The organism is Cellulomonas sp., from assembly GCF_965229465.1.
Classification (GTDB): Bacteria; Actinomycetota; Actinomycetes; order Actinomycetales; family Cellulomonadaceae; genus Cellulomonas.
Window position 1 is genome coordinate 685477 of record NZ_OZ245882.1, and the last position, 17962, is coordinate 703438.

General features: G+C 73.2%; 21 protein-coding genes. 1 reads left to right on the forward strand and 20 read right to left on the reverse strand.

Annotated features, from left to right (window positions below):
- Window positions 1-54: 54 nt before the first annotated feature.
- Genes ACO06A_RS03165 through ACO06A_RS03180 form a run of 4 tightly spaced genes read right to left on the reverse strand, consistent with a single transcriptional unit; the run spans window position 55 to window position 2898 of the window.
- The gene (locus ACO06A_RS03165; RefSeq protein WP_421734638.1) at window positions 55-612 is read right to left on the reverse strand and encodes a hypothetical protein; all 558 of its coding nucleotides are present in this window, start codon (window positions 610-612) and stop codon (window positions 55-57) included.
- Window positions 609-1076 carry a hypothetical protein gene (locus tag ACO06A_RS03170; RefSeq protein ID WP_421734639.1) on the reverse strand — a complete coding sequence of 156 codons (468 nt, stop codon included), beginning with the start codon at window positions 1074-1076 and terminating at the stop codon, window positions 609-611. The genes ACO06A_RS03165 and ACO06A_RS03170 overlap by 4 nt, the downstream gene beginning before the upstream one ends.
- Window positions 1073-2485, reverse strand: a complete 1413-nt coding sequence (locus ACO06A_RS03175; protein WP_421734640.1) for a hypothetical protein — start codon at window positions 2483-2485, stop codon at window positions 1073-1075. The genes ACO06A_RS03170 and ACO06A_RS03175 overlap by 4 nt, the downstream gene beginning before the upstream one ends.
- Window positions 2482-2898: a hypothetical protein gene (locus ACO06A_RS03180; protein WP_421734641.1), complete on the reverse strand. Its 417-nt coding sequence runs from the start codon at window positions 2896-2898 to the stop codon at window positions 2482-2484. The genes ACO06A_RS03175 and ACO06A_RS03180 overlap by 4 nt, the downstream gene beginning before the upstream one ends.
- 163 nt (window positions 2899-3061) lie before the next feature.
- Between ACO06A_RS03180 and ACO06A_RS03185 the strand changes: the two genes are divergently transcribed.
- On the forward strand, window positions 3062-3484 hold the full coding sequence (locus ACO06A_RS03185) for a hypothetical protein (RefSeq protein WP_421734642.1): 423 nt from the start codon (window positions 3062-3064) through the stop codon (window positions 3482-3484).
- Between the two features lie 30 nt (window positions 3485-3514).
- Here ACO06A_RS03185 and ACO06A_RS03190 read toward each other — a convergent pair whose 3' ends face one another.
- From ACO06A_RS03190 to ACO06A_RS03265, 16 genes are all read right to left on the reverse strand, one after another.
- On the reverse strand, window positions 3515-4078 hold the full coding sequence (locus tag ACO06A_RS03190; protein WP_421734643.1) for a hypothetical protein: 564 nt from the start codon (window positions 4076-4078) through the stop codon (window positions 3515-3517).
- On the reverse strand, window positions 4071-4673 hold the full coding sequence (locus ACO06A_RS03195) for a hypothetical protein (RefSeq protein WP_421734644.1): 603 nt from the start codon (window positions 4671-4673) through the stop codon (window positions 4071-4073). Before ACO06A_RS03195 ends, ACO06A_RS03190 begins: the two co-directional genes overlap by 8 nt.
- 53 nt (window positions 4674-4726) lie before the next feature.
- Entirely contained in the window at window positions 4727-6130 is a 1404-nt protein-coding gene (locus ACO06A_RS03200; protein WP_421734645.1) for a hypothetical protein, read from the reverse strand.
- A 134-nt stretch (window positions 6131-6264) separates the two neighbouring features.
- A complete protein-coding gene (locus tag ACO06A_RS03205) occupies window positions 6265-7032 on the reverse strand; it encodes a hypothetical protein (RefSeq protein ID WP_421734646.1) in 768 nt (255 codons plus the stop codon).
- Window positions 7029-7649, reverse strand: a complete 621-nt coding sequence (locus ACO06A_RS03210) for a hypothetical protein (protein ID WP_421734647.1) — start codon at window positions 7647-7649, stop codon at window positions 7029-7031. The genes ACO06A_RS03205 and ACO06A_RS03210 overlap by 4 nt, the downstream gene beginning before the upstream one ends.
- Complete coding sequence (locus ACO06A_RS03215; RefSeq protein WP_421734648.1) at window positions 7646-8707, reverse strand: OmpA family protein; 1062 nt, start codon at window positions 8705-8707, stop codon at window positions 7646-7648. The genes ACO06A_RS03210 and ACO06A_RS03215 overlap by 4 nt, the downstream gene beginning before the upstream one ends.
- Before the next feature lie 143 nt (window positions 8708-8850).
- Window positions 8851-9054 (reverse strand): hypothetical protein, encoded by a 204-nt coding sequence (locus ACO06A_RS03220; RefSeq protein WP_421734649.1) that lies wholly within the window; start codon window positions 9052-9054, stop codon window positions 8851-8853.
- 167 nt (window positions 9055-9221) lie between these two features.
- Entirely contained in the window at window positions 9222-9911 is a 690-nt protein-coding gene (locus ACO06A_RS03225) for a response regulator (protein WP_421734650.1), read from the reverse strand.
- On the reverse strand, window positions 9901-11067 hold the full coding sequence (locus ACO06A_RS03230) for a sensor histidine kinase (RefSeq protein WP_421734651.1): 1167 nt from the start codon (window positions 11065-11067) through the stop codon (window positions 9901-9903). The genes ACO06A_RS03225 and ACO06A_RS03230 overlap by 11 nt, the downstream gene beginning before the upstream one ends.
- Window positions 11068-11098: 31 nt before the next feature.
- On the reverse strand, window positions 11099-12001 hold the full coding sequence (locus tag ACO06A_RS03235; RefSeq protein WP_175348074.1) for a type II secretion system F family protein: 903 nt from the start codon (window positions 11999-12001) through the stop codon (window positions 11099-11101).
- Window positions 11998-12921, reverse strand: a complete 924-nt coding sequence (locus ACO06A_RS03240; RefSeq protein WP_421734652.1) for a type II secretion system F family protein — start codon at window positions 12919-12921, stop codon at window positions 11998-12000. The genes ACO06A_RS03235 and ACO06A_RS03240 overlap by 4 nt, the downstream gene beginning before the upstream one ends.
- Entirely contained in the window at window positions 12918-14339 is a 1422-nt protein-coding gene (locus tag ACO06A_RS03245) for a CpaF family protein (RefSeq protein WP_421734653.1), read from the reverse strand. Before ACO06A_RS03245 ends, ACO06A_RS03240 begins: the two co-directional genes overlap by 4 nt.
- Window positions 14339-14689 (reverse strand): TadE/TadG family type IV pilus assembly protein, encoded by a 351-nt coding sequence (locus ACO06A_RS03250; RefSeq protein ID WP_421734654.1) that lies wholly within the window; start codon window positions 14687-14689, stop codon window positions 14339-14341. Before ACO06A_RS03250 ends, ACO06A_RS03245 begins: the two co-directional genes overlap by 1 nt.
- The gene (locus tag ACO06A_RS03255; RefSeq protein ID WP_421734655.1) at window positions 14686-16275 is read right to left on the reverse strand and encodes an AAA family ATPase; all 1590 of its coding nucleotides are present in this window, start codon (window positions 16273-16275) and stop codon (window positions 14686-14688) included. The genes ACO06A_RS03250 and ACO06A_RS03255 overlap by 4 nt, the downstream gene beginning before the upstream one ends.
- Window positions 16275-17003 carry a Flp pilus assembly protein CpaB gene (cpaB, locus tag ACO06A_RS03260; RefSeq protein ID WP_421734656.1) on the reverse strand — a complete coding sequence of 243 codons (729 nt, stop codon included), beginning with the start codon at window positions 17001-17003 and terminating at the stop codon, window positions 16275-16277. Before cpaB ends, ACO06A_RS03255 begins: the two co-directional genes overlap by 1 nt.
- Window positions 17000-17812, reverse strand: a complete 813-nt coding sequence (locus tag ACO06A_RS03265) for a hypothetical protein (RefSeq protein WP_421734657.1) — start codon at window positions 17810-17812, stop codon at window positions 17000-17002. The genes cpaB and ACO06A_RS03265 overlap by 4 nt, the downstream gene beginning before the upstream one ends.
- Window positions 17813-17962: the final 150 nt, after the last annotated feature.

The window sequence follows — 17962 nt, forward strand, 5'->3', positions numbered from 1 at the left end:
GGTGGCTGCGTCGCGGTCGACCCCGTGGACCGGCCGCTGTGACGCGTCGCACGGTCAGGGTGCGGGCGTCGCCTCCGTGTCCAGCACCGCGATGCTGTCCTGCACCTGGTCGACCACGTCGGCCGGCAGCTCCGCACCCGTGAGCTGCACCGCGACCGCCTTGCCGGAGTCCGGGTCGGAGCCCACCCACAGCACGCCCTGGAGCGTGTCGCCGCCGTCCTGCGCGGCGTAGGTGAAGTCCGTCCGCGTCAGCTCCAGCTCCGCCGTGTCCACCGGGTCGGACTGGTCCACCACCGCGAAGTCCGGGTAGCCGCCCACCTGCATGGACGCCAGCAGGGTGCCCCGCCCCTCGTCGGCGCGGTAGTACCCCAGCGTCGGCGCCCCGGCCAGCTGCATCGTCGCGTCGTCGCCCTCGGCGTCCTGGCGGCTGAGCGTCCAGGGCGCGTCGAGGGGCTCCCCGTCGGACCAGTCGTCCGGCACGTCCACCTGGAGCCAGCCGTCCTGCACGCGGGTCCACCCGGCCGGGGCGCCGGACCCGGCGGAGCAGCCGGCCAGGACGGCGGCAAGGGTGAGCGCGGCGACGGCGGCGACGGTGCGGGAGTACGACGTCATGCGAGCTGGTCCTCCGGGTGGGGGGTCGTGTACGTCAGCGGCGCCCCGGGCGAGCGCGCGAGCCGGGCGGAGCGCCATGCTCCCACCCCGAGCGCGACGGCCGCCGTCACCACCACCTGCACGACGATCGAGAGCAGCAGCCCCGCCGCGGTCGAGCCGGTGGCGACCACCACGGTCGTGGTCACCGCGGCCGCGCCGAGCGGGATCGGGACCGTCCCGAGCAGCCACTGCCACCGGGCGGCCACCCGCGCGGCAGGAAGGGCCCACGCACCGAGCAGCCCGGCGAGCACGGGCGCGGCGAGCCACGGCAGCCAGAGCAGCCCGAGGACACCGTCGGTCCCCACCGCCCCGGCGCGCGCCGCGAGCAGCACCCCCGAGCCGTACTCGCCGACGAGGAAGCCGACGAGGGCCGCCGCCCAGGCCCACAGCAGGTCGACCGGCCGCAGCCGCTGCCGCGCGGTCATCCGCACGACTCGTCCGGGAGGAAGAGCCGCGTGCCGTCGCTGGTCGGCGCGCCGAGGTAGTCGGCCTCGACGGCGTCGGCGGTGGCGTTCTCGCCCGAGATGCCGAACCCGAACTGCCAGCCCTTCTTCACGGCCGCCTCGAACTCCCACGAGTCCTTGACGTTGCGGTACACGATCTGGCTGGTGGTGGCGCTGCGGTGCAGGAGGTCCAGGAACGGGTCGTCCGACGGGCTGCTGGGCACCATCGCGGCGAACGGCAGCGACACCGCGACACCGGCGTCGTTGCGGTCGGCGAGCCAGGTGTCGACCAGGTCGCGGTTCGCGTCGTCGACCGTCAGCCGCGTCGTCGTCACGAGCGAGTCGGACTCGGTGTGCTCGCCGCCGCCCGACGCCTGCTCGAACGAGTCGTTCCCGAGGCCGCCCGAGACACCCCCCTCGCGGGAGGACTGGAACACCACCTCGGTCACCTCACCGTCCTTGTTGCGCGTCACGGTGAACGCCCCGTCGATCTTTCCGGCCGCCTCGCCGTGCCCCACGACGACGTCGGCGCGGACGGCACCCTCACCGGACACCTCGTACGTCCAGCTCTGCTCGCCGGTCTCGTGGTTCGTCTCGATGACGACCGCGGCGCCCGCCGTGGCGGACAACGTCACGCCGAGGTTGGGGTCGAAGAACTCGGCGTCGCCGGCCGCGTCCGTGGCGCCTGTGGGGTCCTTGAGCCCGAACGCCGCGGTGAGCGAGAGCTCCAGCTCGGTCTTCGCGAACGACACCTGGGGGTCCTTGGGCGGGTCCTTCCACCCCATGGACTTGGCCGCCCACACGCCGCCCTCGTGCTTGAGCATCTCCTGCTGCATGAGGTAGTCGTCGAGCTGGTCCTTCATCTCGCCCCACTGCTCGGGCGAGTCGAAGGCCCAGGTGTCGCCGTAGGAGAACGTCACGCCGCCCCCGAGGTCGATGTCGAGCCCCGAGTTGTCGCCTCCGCCCAGCTTGCCCAGGTCGAACGTGCTGGACGTGAGCGAGCCGCCGGCGCCGAGGCCCACCCCGTCGGTCACGGTGGCGCGCACGGTCCCGTCGGCGAACTCCTGGACGACGAATCCCGAGTCCTGGCCCAGCTCGAAGAACCACACCTTGACCGTCGCCGAGTACTGCTCGCTCTCCTCGTGGGACATGCACGCGGGCGGCAGGTAGTCCTCGTCGGTCGGCTCGGCGACGGGCGTCGACCCGCACGAGGCTCCGCTCCCGCCGCCGGTCGCGGCGACGATCCGGCACAGGGCGTCGGCGAGGCGGTCCGGGTAGCTGGAGAGGCCGCCGATCACTCCGACGACGAGGAGGGCGACGACCGCCACCACGCCGAGCAGCTCGGACGTGCTCGCGCCACTGTCGTCGCGCCGCACCGGCCGCCGGCTCACTGGGCGGCGCGGACGGTGCGGAGCGCGCGGGCCTCGCCGGGTCGGACCAGGACGGAGCCGACGGCGGTCCCGCCGAGCCAGATGGCGGCGTTCACCAGGATCACCGCCGGCGTCAGCCCCGGCCCGTCGGTGGCCGCCGAGGCAGCGACACCCAGGACCAGGACGACGACCAGCCCCGCCCCGCCGGCGGTGAGCGCGGTGCGCAGGGCGGCGGTGCGGGTGTAGGTGCCGAACCGACGACGCTGGAGCAGTGCGACGAGGGCACCGACGACGGCCAGCACACCCAGCTGCGCACCGGCCTGGACCAGGAGCGGCCGCGCCTCGCCGGTCCCGAGCAGCGCGGCGACGAGGACGTAGCCGAGCGTGCCCGCGACGACGCCGACGGCCGCTGCTCTGAGGTCGATCTGGTCCATACCTCGACGCTAGGGCGGCCCCGCGCACCGGTCTCGGGCCCCCCGGTTCGTCTGCGGACCCACGCGCTGGGCCTCGGGACCCACCCGTGCTGGGCCCGGTGGTCGGGATACCCTCCAGGCGGTCCGCCGACGGGGCGGACGACCGACGAGGGGATGTCCGACCATGCGCCTGTCGCTCACCGTGCAGGTGGCGCTGTCGACCGCGATCGGCGGCTTCGTCGCCGGCCTGCTCGCCCTGTGGGTGGGGAGCTCGACGCTCTCCGTCGGCGCCGGCGTGGCCGTGCGGACCGTGCTCGTCGTCCTGGTCCTGGTGCTGGCCCCCGCGATCGCCGCGCGACGGCACCTGCTCGACGTCGACCGCACCGTCCTGCGCCGCTCGGCAGCGGTCGGCCTGGTGCTGGGCTACCTGCTGGACCCGCTGTCCTGGCTGGGCCGCGCGTTCGTCGCGCAGTCGTTCGTCCCTGTCGGCCTGGCCTCGGCCGTCGTCGACCTCGTGCTCTGGACCGGCGTCGGCATGGGCGCCGTGCTCCTGGCCACCCGGTCCGCGACGCACCGCGAGGCGCTGGGCTACGAGCCGGCCGCCTGACCGCTGGTCGCCGTCCTCAGCGGACCTGGATCACCGCGGCTGCGGGGCGGTCGTGCGCCTCAGGACCAGGCCGAGGACGACCAGGAACGCCGCGAACACGAGGAACAGGGCGCCCGGCGTGCCGCGCTTGCCGTCCCCGGGGTCGACCGACACTCCCACGGTCTGGAGCCCTCCACCGCTGCACGTGACCAGCGAGACCCCGTCGAGCGCGTCGGTGCTCGACAGCCTGGTCCACGTCCCCGTGCCCTGCGCGTCGACGACCTCCGCCGGGCTCCCGTCCACCGCGCCGACATCGAGGTCCACGGTCCTCGCGCCGTCCGAGCTGGACCCCTCGCAGGTCACCGCCGAGAGGTCGACGCCCGGCTGACCCCAGACGGCGTCGCCGTGGACGCTGTTGCGCAGCTCGACCGGCGAACCGGCCGGTGCCGAGCTGAGGATCTCGACCGGAGCGGTCCCACCGAAGGAGCCGAGGCCGAGGATGCCGGCGAGGCCGAGCAGGGCGAAGAGCGGGGCCGCGACCAACGCGGCCGTGCCGAACATCCGGGCGGTCCGCCGGATGTTGCTGCCCGAGTAGATGCCCACGCGCTCAGTCACCGACCGTGACGCTCGCCAGCACGTCGTGCTGGCCGGTCTCCTCGTACCGCGACACCGGGCCCACCACGGTCACGATCGACTGGCTCCCGTCGGGCAGGTCGAGGGTGAGGGTCTCGTACCGGAACCGCACGTCGTCGCCCGACGGCATCGGCAGGTCCGCCTCGTACGCGAGGTAGGCGGCCGCGTCCGCCCCGGGCCACGTCAGGTCCTCCTCGACGACGTCCTCCGCCCCGAGCGTGGCCTCCCCGACCGTCCGGCTGTTGGCGCTCGAGGCCTTGGCGTCCCTGGTGGGTGAGCCCGAGGTGACCACGTACACCGAGCCGCCGGCACCGTCGGGTCCGAGCGGCATCTTCATGCCCGCCGCCGTGACGTCGGCACCGCCGCCGGACGGCGGCTCGGTCTCGTAGGACTCCCAGTCCGCGGGCGTCGAGAGCTTCACCCCGGCGAGCTCCTGGGCGTCCCAGCCCGACGGGGCAGCACTCGGGGTCAGCACGCCACCAGTCTCGTCGCCCGACGACGACGTGCAGCCCGCGAGCAGGGCGAACGCCCCGACGAGGACCACCGCGCGGGCGGCGATCAGCTGGGGACGGCGCATGGGGGACCTCCGAGAACGACAGGGACGCCGGTCGGCGTGCCGGGAGTAGGTTGTCACGCCGTGCACCCGGCGCGGTCCGTCATCTCAGTGCCGTCCCAGTACCGGTAGTCCGACGTGGACCGGCTGCTGGTGATCGAGCTGTGCGACAGGCCCAGCTGGACCCCCAGCTCCCCCTCGGCGTTGAACCCGTCCTCGCTGGTGCCCAGCGTGTACGTCTGCTCCGAGATGTGTCCGCGCGCCGCGGCGAGTGCCCCGAGCTCCCGTCCGAGCGCCGTCGGGTCGAGCTTGTCCTGGGCGATCTGCGGGATGTCCACCGAGTCGGTGATCCCCGGGTAGTACGGGATACCGGCCGCCTGGAGCACGCGCGCGGCGGTCTGCCGGCCGGTGGCCGAGTCGAGGGGGATGTCGATGGTCCGCTCCGTGTACTCCGGGTCGTCCTCGACGGGTCCCGAGTACGAGCTGTCGCCGGTCGCGTTGCCCATCAGCACGCTCTTGATCCGGAACGTGACCGGGTTGCCGTCCTTGTCGCGGTCGACCTCGATGACCGCGCCGGCGGACCCCTCGGCCGTGTAGTTGATGAACGTGTCGTACCCCTGCGCGTTCGGCCCGCGACCCACCATCCCCCCGCCGATGGACATCTCGGCGCGGAGGTAGTCGGTCGAGGTGCCGTCGGCGCGGTTGGTGCGCCCGAGGTACGCCTCGATCGCCGCCTCGGCCCCGACCGTGCCGAGCGGGGTGCTCGCGCCCGCGGAGGCTTCGCCCTCGATGCCGGCCTCGACGAACCACTCGTCGGGGTCGAGCTGCTCGTACGCGTTGCTGCCGCCCAGCTTGTCGTTGAGCCAGTCGACGCCGTCGCGGACCGGGTTGTCGTCGCCGACGAGCGAGTCCTTGGTCTCGTCGTTGCGCTTCTGGTCGAGGATGTTGCGGGCCTGCTCCTCGGACGTGGCGATGTACGACTCGCCGCCCCCGCCGACGAGCGCCACGTTGGCCTTCGCGGTCGCACCCAGGCCGTAGGTCTGGCTGTCGACCGTGGCGGAGAAGTCGAACCCGACGCCGACACCGATCCCCACGCCGCCGGAGCGGGCACGGGTCAGCCGGTAGGTGCCGTCACCGAGCTTCTCGATGAGCCACGTCTCCCCGCCCTGGACGTCGACGACGACGGTGAGCCCGGTGCTCGACTCCTCGCCGTTCGACGACACGACGCACGCGTCCGGCGGCACGTAGTCCTCGGGTGCGCGCTCGGTGGGCGGGACGGGGCAGGAGCCGCCGTCGACCGCGGACGTGATCTTGCACAGCTGGGCGGACAGGTTCTCGCCGTAGTGGCTGTTGGCGAAGCCCAGCACGAGAGCGCCGACGAGGACGGCGACGACGGCGACCACTCCGATGTACTCGAGCGTGCCCGCACCGCGATCGTCGGACCGGGGTGCGCGGCGCCGGAGCGCGCGTGTCGGTGTCACTCGATCAACCTTCCGTCCGTGGGTGCTGCTCGGCCGAGCACTTTCACCGTACGGGCGGTCGCGGCGCTGTCCGCAGGACCCACGACTCGGTTCCCGTGCTGGTCATGGGCCCACGGACCCAGGAGCCGCGTGGGTCAGGAGACCAGCCGGGGCTCCAGGTCCTCGAGCCGCGACCGCGCCCGGTCGACCAGCTGGTCGAGGGTGGAGTCGGAGTCGTCGAAGTGGTGCTCGCCGTCGCAGGAGATGCCGAACTCCCAGGCGCTGTAGATCGGCTGGGGCACGAACGGCGGGGGCGTGGGCGTCGGGGTGGGCGTCGGGCTCGGGGTCGGCGAGGGCGGCGGCGGCTCGGGGGTCGGCGTCTCCTCCGGCGGCGGCTCGGTGTAGCCGGTGATCTCTCGCGCGGCCACCACCTCGCAGCTGGCGAGCTCGACACCCACCTGCGCGACCGCACGGGAGAGCACGGGGCCGCCCTGCGGGGCAGGCTCGCCGAGGCGGACGTCCACCTGCACGCGGTCCCGCGAGGCGTCGTGGTGGTAGGCGTCGACGGACGCGTTGTTGCGGAGCGCGTACTCCTGAGCACCCGCGAACCCGCTGCCGCCCGTGACCGCGTCCGAGAAGCGCCAGACCTGACGGGTCCCGGAGAGCGCCTCGGGGCGCAGCGCCCAGACGGCGGCCGCGACCTCGTCCACCGCGCGGTCCCGGGCTCCCTTCGCGCCGGCCAGCGCGGCGGCGTCGGCAGCCGTCTGGGTGCGGCCCGCCTTCTCCGTGCCGGACAGCAGCGGGATGACGATGAGGAACAGCAGGAACAGGACGCCGATGACGACCGTCAGGACGATCCCCGTCGCCGCGAGCCCGTCGTCGCCCCGCAGCGCCCGACGGACGCGTCCGGGCCACAACCTCACGGGCGCGACACCGCGACGCCCTCGACGGGCGGGAAGCCCGGGATCTCGAGGGTCACCGTCTCGGTGGACGGGTCGAGCGGCGGGAACGTGGCGGACAGGAGCTGGCCGACCTCCGACATCTGCAACGGCGCGGTGGAGCACGCGCAGATGCTCGCCGTCTCGCCGGCCGCGTTGGGCGCCCCGACGTACGGCAGGAACCGCAGCGACGCCGTGGGGTCCACGAGCGCGACGTCGCGGATGTCCATGGTCAGCGGGCGCTGGTCGTTGAACGCCGTGAGCTGGAGCAGCGGGTCGGTGTCCTCGAGGTTGACCAGGGTGAACCGCACGGTGGTGCTCGCCTCGGCGGCCACGACCTCGGTCACGTCGATCCGGGCCGGGAACGGGTGCAGGGGGTCGCGCACGGCACCCTCCACCGAGCCGAGCACGGTCGAGGCGGAGTCGCTACCGAACACGGCGGCCTCCAGCTCCTCGCGGGTCATGCCCTCCGCGGCCGGGGAGGACGACGCGGTGCCGGTGCCCGTGGGGGTCGGCTCGTCGTCACCGGTGCAGGCCACGAGGGCGACGCCTCCGACGGCGATCGCCACCACGCCCGCGACGATCCACCTGAGCCCCTTCATGAGTCCCCCTTGACGCCGTAGACGACGGTGACCCGTCGGTTCGCCTGCTTGCCCTCGTCGGTGGCGTTGTCCGCGACCGGCTCGCTCTCGCCCTTGCCGACCGCGACGAAGGTCACCGCCGACCCGGACCGGGGCTGGAGGACCGCCAGCACCGACGCCGCCCGCTGCTCGGAGAGCGTCTGGTTGAAGCTGTCGGACCCGTCGGAGTCGGTGTGCCCGGTGACGACCACCTCCCCCGTCCCGCGCGCGGCGATGTCGTCCGCGATCGCGGTCAGGGTGTCGGCCGCCTGCGGGGTGAGCTCGGCCGACCCGGAGGCGAACAGGACGTTCGCGTCCAGGGTGACGGCGACGGCCTCCGGGGACTCCTCCACCAGGGCGGTGCCCGCGACGTCGCCGGACCGGCGGACCAGCGTGTAGGTGAACGCGTCCGGGTTGGCGGCGGCGGTCTCCGAGGCTTTCGGCAGCGCCGGCCAGCCCTCGCCGACGTACGGCGCGGGGTCGGTGCCGACGGGCTCCAGCGCGCCGTCCTCGACCGGGACGGACCCGGCCGCGGTGCCGTACGGCGCGATGATCTCGACCGCGGACACGTCGGCCGGCAGCTCGGGGAACATCGCCCAGCCGACGCGGAGCTCGCCGGACTCCGAGTCCAGGTCGGGCGCGTAGGTGGTGAACGTCGCCTCGTCGCTGGCCAGCGGGTGGTAGAGCGTCAGCCCCGCGGCGTCGACGAGCGAGAAGTCGGTCCCGTGCAGGATCTTGTACGGGTGCATCGAGTCCTTGAAGGCGAACCCGCCCTGGAACGGGTCGGTGCCGTTCCACCCGATCGAGTAGTAGAGCACCGTGCCACCGTCGACGCGCCGCACCCCGTGCACCAGCCCGCGGATCTCGGGGTTCGTGTCCTTGTTGCGCTGGTGATAGCTGAACGAGCCGAGGATCGGGACGTCCTGGCCGTCGACCGAGACGGTGCCGGACGGCACGGGGTCCGTGTCGGCCGCGTCCGCAGTCGCTCCTGACAGGACCAGCACGACGGCCACGACCGCCATCCCCAGAGCGCGTCTCACGTGTCTCCTCATGCTCGTCATCGGGTCAGAGTAGGGGGCTGCGTCCGGATCCTCCTGCTGCGTCCGGCTCCACCGACCCCCGCACCCACGACGGCGGCCCAGCGCGTGAGCGCCGGGCCGCCGTTCAGGGCCTGTGGGACAGGTCAGCCGATCGCCGTCGTGATCTTGGCGAGGGCCGCCGTGAGCTTGGCGCCGAGGTCCCAGGTGGTGAAGGCCGCGATCATGGCCGTGATCAGGAGCGCCACCACGACGACGATGCCGAGGTACTCGAGCGTGCCCTGGCCGGCCTCGCGGGCCTCGATCGCCTTCATCATGCGGATCTTGGTGTTGACGAACATGCGGGTCATGTTGTGCTCCTCCACGTGTGCCGCCCGGGTTGACCGGTTGGATTCTCTGTGGTCCCGGTCATCCGGTCCCCGTGCTGACACCTGAAACATTACGGACGGTCCGGACGTCCGCGGCGGGTCCGTGGGCCCAACCTCGGGCCCATCTCGTCCCGTGCAGACCCTGGGCGTCAGGCCCCACCCAGCCACACGGAGACCGCCTCCGCCCGGGTCCGGACACCCAGCCGCGCGAAGATGTGGTTCACGTGGTTCTTCACCGTCTTCTCCGACAGGTAGCACGTGGCAGCGATCTCGCCGTTGGTCCGACCTGCGGCGATGAGCTCCATGACCTCGCGCTGCCGCTCCGAGAGGCCCACGTCCGGGCGCTCCGGGGCGGTCGCCGCGGGGATCGCCCAGGTGGTGCGCAGCGCCTCCGCGGCCAGCGGCGAGAGCAGGAACGACCCGTCGGCGACCGCGAGGATCGACCGCTCCAGCTCGTGCGACGCGAACTCCCCGTGCACCAGGTAGCCGCTCGCACCCGCGTCCACCGCGGCGCGCACGATCTCCGGCGCGTCCGAGTAGGTGAGCATGAGGATCTTGCACCACTGCCGCACCTCGGCGGCCACCTGGACGCCGTCGCGCCGGGGCATGCGCACGTCGAGCAGGACCACGTCGGGGAGGGTCGCGCGGACCACCCGGACCGCCTCCTCGCCGTCGCTCGCCTCGCCGACCACGCGGATCCGGTGGGACGCGTCGAGGAGGCTGCGCAGCCCCATCCGGATGACCGCGTTGTCGTCGACGATCACCACGGTCACCTGAGTCAGCGCCGGGTGGTCGGCGTCGACCCCCGCCACCGGCGAGCCGGCTCCGTCACCTGACACCTGAGGTCTCCTTCACCGGGTCGAGGGTGAGGACCACGCGGGTCCCCTGGCCGAGCGTGGACGAGACGGCGAGGGTGGCCCCCGCCTGGACGGCGCGCTCGCGCATGCCGGTCAGGCCGAAGTGGTTCGGCGGGCTGACCTCGCCGTCCAGCACGACGAACCCGCGGCCGTCGTCGACGACCTCCACCCGGACGGCACCGTGCTCGGCCCCGACCAGGGTCACCGACGCGTGCGACGCGTCCGCGTGCCGCTGGACGTTCTCGAGCGCCTCCGCGACGATCGCGAGCGCCTCGTAGCGCGCGTCGGTCGACAGGTCGACGGCGCCGTGGCTGACGAACGTGCACTCGACGCCCGTGGTCGCCGCCCAGCTGCGGCACTGGTCGGCCAGCACCTGCGCCAGCGGCCGGTCGGGCTGGTCGGCGCGCAGGCGCACCAGGAGCGCGCGCGCCTCCGCAGCGGCCTGGCGCGCAGCATCGGCCAGCCCGTGCGCGTACCGCACCGCGGTCGGCGGGTCTCGCTCGACCCAGACCGGGAGCGCCTCGGCCGCCAGCGCGATGCCGTGCAGGGTCTTGCCCAGGGAGTCGTGCATCTCGCGGGCCAGCCGGGCGCGTTCGTCCGCCTGCGCGACCGCGCGGTTGGCCTCCACGAGGTCGCTCGCGATCGCCACCTCGCGCTCGTGGGCGTGCCGCACCACCGACCCGACCGCCACCAGGCCCACGTACAGCGCCGGGATGCCGAGGTTGATCATGAACCCGGTGGTGGGTTGCCCCTGCACGCGGTCCACCAGCAGGAAGCCGGTCACCAGCGCGGCCGCCCCGAGGACCGCGATCCGGCGCTCGAACAGGATCCCCATCACCAGCGCGGTGGAGAACGTGGCCAGCACCAGCGGGCTCTCGACGCCCAGGGCCGCCAGCACCAGCAGGGTGAGCAGCAGGTCGGCCACCACCGCGAGCGGGTGGTGCACCACGAACCGCGCGACCGAGGGGTACATGAGGAACGAGAAGCTCGTCGCCGACAGCACCAGCACGCTGGCCAGCATGGTGCCGGTGATCTGCTCGCCGATCATGCCGAACAGCGCGACCGTGATCGCCAGGAGCCGCACGATCAGGGCGACGGCCACGACGCGCTGGGTGAAGTCCCGCTGCACGGTGCTCACCCGGCCAGCGCCCCGAAATCGATGGCGGCGCTCATCCGAACAGCGCCCCGAAGTCGACGTCGGCCCCGAGGAAGAGCCCCACCACGATGAAGATCAGGGCGCCCGGGACCAGGACCATCGACGTCACCAGGGTCACCCGCGGGGCGGTGCGCGCGGCCGCCTGCCGCTGGCGCTGCCCGCTCTCCCGGCGCATGTCCTCGGCGATCTGCCGGAGCGACTCCGCCAGCGGTGCGCCCAGCTCCTGGGACTGGAGCAGGGCCGAGACGAACTGCGCGACGGACTCCGAGGAGCTGCGCCGGCGCAGGTCCTGGAACGCCTGCCGTACCGACGCGCCGTTGGCGATCTGGTGCAGCGTCAGCATGATCTCCTCGCCCAGCGGTCCCTCGAAGCGCTCCGCCACCCGCGCCAGGGCGGCGCGGAAGTTCACGCCCGCCATGACGGTCACCGCCAGGACGTCGAGGAAGTCCGGCAGGTCGCGGTCGATGCGCTCCCGGCGGCGGCGCTGCGCCCCGGCGACCACGCTCAGCGGGAGGACCACGGGGACGGCCAGCGCCAGGAGCGAGACCAGCGGGTTGCCGGTGAGCAGCATGATGACGACCACCGGGAGCAGGAGCATCCCCCACCAGGCGGTCCGCGTGAGGTAGCCGTCGACCGTCAGACCGTCGGGCCGGCCGGCCTCGTCGATCATCCGCTGGAGCCGTGCCACCCGGGTGGGCCCCAGCAGCCGGCGCAGGCGCGGGACCTGGCGTCGCGCCAGCTTGTCGAGCGGCAGCTCGCCCTCCGCGCGGCGGCGCTGCTGCCCGCGCAGCAGGTTCAGGTCGTCCACGGCCAGGGTGTCCAGGGCGTCGGAGCGCATGGCCCGGTACCCGACCATGAAGAGGATCGCGGCGCCGGCGGCACCGAGGCCCGCGACGAGCAGGATGATCGCGCTCATCCGTCGTACCTCGTCATCCGGCGGATCAGCAGGAAGCCGCCGACGAACAGGGACGAGCCCACGAGCAGCGCGGCGCGCCCCACCCAGGAGTCGAGCATCGCCTGCACCGTGCCGGGCTGGATGATGTTGAGCAGGAACAGCAGGCCGAAGCCCATCATGATCACGAGGTAGCCGGTCGACGTCGACTGCGCGAGCGTCGTGCGCACCTCGCGCCGGGTCTCGCGCCGCGCCTCGAGGGTGTCCGCGATGTCGCGCAGCGCGGACACCAGCGAGCCACCGCTGCGCGCGCTCACCAGCAGCGTCGAGATCAGGACGGTCACCTCGCGCGACGGCAGGCGGGCCTCGAGGCCCTGCATCGCCGTGTCGAGGCTGTCGCCGAACCGCATGCGGGAGGCGACTCGCGCCAGCTCGGGGCCGGCGGGCTCCGACAGCTCCGTGGCCGCGATGCCGACCGCGGAGGCGATGGACAGGCCCGCGCTGGTGGCGTTGGACAGCACCCGGGCCAGCTCGGGCATCTGCGCGATGAACTGCTCGTTGCGGCGGTCCTTGGCCCGCGACAGGTACGCCCGGACGCCGACCACGACCGCGACGATGCCCAGCAGCCCGAACACGGGCGCGAGCCCCACGGCGAGGATCCACCCCACCGCGACCCCGCCGCCGACCGCGACCGCGGCCACCAGCAGGGGAGACCGCCGCTCCTCGCCGGCCAGCAGCAGCTGGCCCGCCACCCACCGACCGGGAGCCGTGCGCGCGAACGCCCGGTCCCAGGCGACGAACCGGGTCTGCGCCCCGATCTCGTCCGCGACCACGCCGGCCACCAGGGAGCGTCGGCGGGCGATGTCGGACCCGAGGTCCCCGACGCCGATCACGAAGAACGCTGCGGCCGCGATCACCGCGAGCAGGATGACCAGGACGATCACGGGGCCACCCGTCGGCCCGTGGCGGCCGGGGCGGCGCCCGGGAGGTCGGGGGCCACGGTCAGCGGCACCGCCGCGAGACCGATCGGCTCGCCGGCGATCCGCAGCTTGTCGAGCACCCGCTGCGGCACCGGGTAGAGCACGAACCGTCCGGGCGGACCGGGCGGGTTGGGGATCTCGGGGTCCCACCGCATGAGCGGCTGCACGTCGAAGTCCTCACGGTGCTTGGACGACACCCAGCCGACCTCGACCACGCGACGCGTCCCGTCCGACCCGCGCAGCAGCTGGATCACGAGGTCGACGGCGTTGTTCACCTGGTCGCGCAGGGCGTGGAAGGGGACGTCGACGTCGCTCATCGACGCGAGGGTCTCGAGCCGGATCAGGGCGTCGACCGGCGAGTTGGCGTGCACGGTGGCGAGCGAGCCCTCGTGTCCCGTGTTCATCGCCTGGAGCATGTCGAGCGCCTCACCGCCGCGGACCTCGCCGACGATGATGCGGTCGGGGCGCATGCGCAGGGCGTTGCGGACCAGGTCACGGATGGTGACCTGGCCGTGGCCCTCGACGTTGGCCGGACGCGTCTCCAGCCGGACGACGTGCTCCTGGCTGAGGGACAGCTCGGCGGCATCCTCGATCGTGATGATGCGCTGCCGGCCCTGGATGAACGCGGAGAGCGCGTTGAGCATCGTCGTCTTCCCGGAGGACGTGCCGCCGGAGACGATGATGTTGAACCGCGCACGGACGCACGCCGCCAGCAGCTCCGCCGTGGCCTGGTCGAGGCTGCCGCGGTTGAGCAGCTCGTCGAGGCCGTACGACTTCGGGAACAGCCGGATGGTGACCGTGGGGCCGTTGAGCACCAGCGGGGGCAGCACCACGTGCACGCGGGCGCCACGGGGCATCCGCTCGTCGGCGGGGAGCCGCGCGTCCACCATGGGGCTCGACTCGTCGACCCGGCGGTTCACGGTGGACACGATCCGGTCGATCGTCTGGCGGAGCTGCTCCTCGGACGCGAACACCGCGGCGACGCGCTCCACCTGCCCGAACCGCTCGACGTAGATCGTGTCGGGGCCGTTGATCATGATCTCGGACACGGTCTCGTCGGCCAGCAGCGGCTCGAGGACGCCGAGGCCGATCGACTCGTCGACGACGCGGCGGATGAGCGCGTTGCGCTCGCGCGTGGTGAGGATGACACCTTCGGTGGAGACCAGGTGGGCCACCACGCGCTCGAGCCGGATCCGGCGCTGGCCCGGGTCCAGGCGGCCGAGCTCGTGCAGGTCCACCTCGTCCAGCAGCTTGCGCTTGAACGTGGAGACCAGGCCCTCGTCGAGGTCGCTGCGCGCGGGAGCGGCCACCGTCGGGACGGCGGTCCCCTCGGTCGGCGCCGGGTCCGCGCGGTGCGCCCACTCGCCGAAGCCCGCGCGCATCAGGGAACCATCCGCGGCATGGTCGCCTCGCGCGTGACGGTGAGGCTCGGGAAGATCGCGATCCGGGGCACCGGGACCTCGATCCGGACCGCTCCGGCCGGGTAGGTGATCTGCGTGTCGCCCAGCCCGTTCGGCAGCGACGCGTCGATCGCCGCGGGCACCGACCGGCCGAGGCTCATCGCCCGGGCACCGTCGCGCACGGCCTGGTTGGCCGCGTGCGTGGTGGCCGACACGGCCACCACCTGGATCGCCGCGAGGATGACGATCACGACGATCGGCATGACACCGAGGATCTCGATGGCCGACGAGCCGCGGTCGTCGCCGAGCAGCCGTTCGCGCAGTCGCCTCACGGCTCCTTCACCACCTCTCGGTGCACCTCGGCGGTCCAGGGCGTGTCGAGGATGCCCGGCATCATCACGGGGATCCGGACGCTGACGTCGACCGACGAGGGCAACGGCGACGCGACGGCGACCGACACGTCCGACCGCATCCCGGCGGGGAAGGCGTCCTGAGCGGCCGTCCGCACCTCGTTCGGGGAGTCGCCCAGTGCCACGGACCGCGCGGCCGCGGACGCCCCGTAGCCCGTCCACACGTACGTCAGGCCCGTCATGCCGAGCTGCCAGAGCACCGCGCAGACCAGCGCGATGGCCGGGAGCAGCGCCACCAGCTCGACCGCGGCCGAGCCGGAGTCGCTCGCGACCGACTTCTGGCGCCGACCGGACGACCGACGCGACGACTGCTCGACCGCCGGCCCGGGGTGCTCGCCGGAGCCCTGCGTGCGGACCAGGCCGACCTCGCGGCCGAGTGCGCGCAGCGACCGCCACCAGGTGGGGTCGGTCACGAGCTCGGGTGCGCGCGAGTTCATCGCGGTCTCGAGCTTGCGTCCCATGTCCGGCAGCACCGTGGTGAGCATCCGCCCCGGGGAGAGCCGCTTCGCCGTCTCGGGCTGCACCTCGTCGGTGCGCGACGCCTTGTTGATCAGGACGTGCACCGAGTCCGGCTTGCGGACCTGGAGCGTCTCCCACCACCCGAGCGTGCGGCGCAGGGCGCGGATGCTGATGAGGTCCGGGGTGATCACGGAGACCACCTCGTCGGCGATCTCGACGACCGCCGCCTGGACCGGCGTCACGTGCGCGCCCACGTCGATCAGGACCAGGTCGTACTGCTGGCGCAGGAGGCCGACGATCTGCCGGATCGCGGTCGGCGTGACCAGCTCGGCGTCGCGCACGTCGTCGGGGGGCAGCAGCAGGTGGATGCCGGACTCGTGCTGGAAGACGGCGTCGGCGACGGTCCGGACCGAGAGGTCCTGCGCCACCTTGGCCAGGTCCGCCACGGACGTCCGCGCGCGCGCCTCGATCAGGCTGGAGACGTCACCCTTCTCCAGGTCCAGGTCCACGACGAGCACCTTGTGGTCCGGCAGCTCGCGTCGCACGTCCCAGGCCAGGTGGGTCACCAGCGTCGTCGTCCCGACGCCACCCTTGGTGCCGGTGATCGCGACGACCGTCGCCCGTCCGCGCGCGTTGCCGCCGTCGACGGACGCGTTGATCAGCAGGCTCTGCATGTGCCGGGACCACTCGAGCGCCGTGTTGACCCGCAGCTGGACGTCGGCGAACGACAGGGGGTAGGCGAGGACCCCGCGCGCACCGGCGTCCATCGCCGCGGCCAGCGCCTCCGGCTCGCCGTCGCTGGTGACCACGATCGCGGCGCTGGCCGGACGGCGCATCCCGAGGTCGCGGATCACCTGGTGGACCGGCTCCGGACCCAGCTGGTCGTGCACCAGGACCAGGTTCGGCTCGTGCTGCAGGACGAGGTCGGCCATCTCGGTCGTCGTCTCCGCGACGCCGACCACCTCGACCTCGGCGGCCTCGGACAGCTGGGAGCGCAGCTCGTACGCGAGCGACTGGTCGGCGCAGCCGATGACGACGGTGCCGGCCATCAGCCCTGCTCCCCTTCCGGGACCGCGGTGCCGCCGAGGTTGGAGGCGTCGAACTCGTCCTGCTCCCCCGTGCGGTCCTCGGACGAGCCCGCCGGCAGCCCGACCAGGCGGACCTCCTCGGCGAACGCGGACGCGTAGGTGACCGCGAGGGCGTCGTTGGGCTCGAGCGCGAGCGTCACCGGGACCACCGTGGACTGCCCGGTCTCGGTGCTCTCGTCGATCTGCACCTGGCTGCCGCGCACGGAGACGACCCGCACGTCCTGGACCAGCACGCGCACCTGCTTGGGCAGCCCGGGCACGTCGGCGAACACGGCGTAGATGTCGACGTGGTCACCCGGCTCCACCCGGTCCGCGATGCCCGTGACCGCGTCGACGTTGATGGCGATCTCGCGCTCGGTGGGGCTCAGGTCGGACGGCGGGACCAGAAGGTCGCTCGTGAGCATGGTGCCCTCCTCCAGGTTGACCCCGATCTTGCGGCCCAGCAGGTCGTCCGACGAGAGCTGCGCCGTGCCCGACAGCCACCGCTCCGGGACCTCGTCCTCGACGATCGACGACTTGTCGAGGGTCGTGAACGCCGGGAGCGAGTCGGCCGCCCGGTAGACGGTGACCACCGAGCCGACCTGGCTCGAGACGTTCCCGACATAGGACGCCACCAGGAAGAAGACGACGATGGCGAGGACGGCGGACAGCAGGACGAACAAGACTCCGCGTCGCTGGCGGGGGTTCACGCAATGGCTCCTCGGGAGTCGACGGGATCCGTCCGGCGCACGTGGCAGAACGGGCAGTAGTCGGTGACGACGGCGGTGTCGCAGGTGGGACACGTGCCGCGCGGGACGGGCAGCTGGAGCCGGGCGGAGGGCAGCGCGACGAGCTCGACGGCGCGCCCCGTGCCGAACCGCTCCGCCGGGTCGAGCACCAGCGCGTCGAGCTCGACGATCTCGGTGCAGCCGCTGGCCGCGAGCAGGTGCGCACGGGCCGCCTCGGGGATCCACTCGGGCGCGCCGCCGTAGAGCGGGCCTCGCGCCTCCGTCGGCTCGTCCGGCGCGACGTCGTGACCGACGGCACGGACCGCGGGCGACGTCCCCGAGAGGGTCACCACGAAGCCCGCACCCATCGGTGCCCACGAGCGCAGGTGCTGACCGACCGAGGGCGCCGGGTCCTCGAGCTTGGCGACCGTCGGCGTCCAGGCGCCGCTCCAGGTGGTGCGGGCCAGCTCGTCGACGAACGCGACCGTCCGGCCGGCGTCGAGGCCCACGGCTGCCGCCTGGTTGGCGATCAGCAGGATCGCGCCCGGACCGTGGGGCAGGGCGCGCCACGCGACGGGCAGGCCACGGTCGGCCAGCGCCGCGGCGTGCCGGCGCACCAGCGGCTCGTGGCGCCGCTCGCCGATGACGAGCGCGTGCGAGGCGCCCGCGAGCGCGTCGGAGTCGGGGGCGGCGAGGTCCCCGGGCGTGACGACCAGGGCACGCGAGGGCCCGCCGAGCGCGGGAGAGTCCGCACCGAGCGCGACGAGCGCAGAGACGACGATGGCTGCCATCGGTCGGGAGCTCCCCCTGTCATAGGCCCCGGATCGAGCGGTCGACGCCCGCGACGAGGATCTGCTGTGGGCGATCCCCTGGGACGATGGCCGCCACCCGTGCCCGGAATTGGTGCCGGGGGCGACGAACCACGCAAATGATAGGGGGAG

Excerpts from the sequence above, each read along its gene's own strand:
- ACO06A_RS03165 (WP_421734638.1), bottom strand. The coding sequence starts at position 612 with ATGACGTCGTACTCCCGCACCGTCGCCGCCGTCGCCGCGCTCACCCTT.
- ACO06A_RS03170 (WP_421734639.1), bottom strand. The coding sequence starts at position 1,076 with ATGACCGCGCGGCAGCGGCTGCGGCCGGTCGACCTGCTGTGGGCCTGG.
- ACO06A_RS03180 (WP_421734641.1), bottom strand. The coding sequence starts at position 2,898 with ATGGACCAGATCGACCTCAGAGCAGCGGCCGTCGGCGTCGTCGCGGGC.
- ACO06A_RS03185 (WP_421734642.1), top strand. The coding sequence starts at position 3,062 with ATGCGCCTGTCGCTCACCGTGCAGGTGGCGCTGTCGACCGCGATCGGC.
- ACO06A_RS03195 (WP_421734644.1), bottom strand. The coding sequence starts at position 4,673 with ATGCGCCGTCCCCAGCTGATCGCCGCCCGCGCGGTGGTCCTCGTCGGG.
- ACO06A_RS03210 (WP_421734647.1), bottom strand. The coding sequence starts at position 7,649 with ATGAAGGGGCTCAGGTGGATCGTCGCGGGCGTGGTGGCGATCGCCGTC.
- ACO06A_RS03220 (WP_421734649.1), bottom strand. The coding sequence starts at position 9,054 with ATGACCCGCATGTTCGTCAACACCAAGATCCGCATGATGAAGGCGATC.
- ACO06A_RS03235 (WP_175348074.1), bottom strand. The coding sequence starts at position 12,001 with ATGAGCGCGATCATCCTGCTCGTCGCGGGCCTCGGTGCCGCCGGCGCC.
- ACO06A_RS03245 (WP_421734653.1), bottom strand. The coding sequence starts at position 14,339 with ATGCGCGCGGGCTTCGGCGAGTGGGCGCACCGCGCGGACCCGGCGCCG.
- ACO06A_RS03255 (WP_421734655.1), bottom strand. The coding sequence starts at position 16,275 with ATGGCCGGCACCGTCGTCATCGGCTGCGCCGACCAGTCGCTCGCGTAC.
- ACO06A_RS03265 (WP_421734657.1), bottom strand. The coding sequence starts at position 17,812 with ATGGCAGCCATCGTCGTCTCTGCGCTCGTCGCGCTCGGTGCGGACTCT.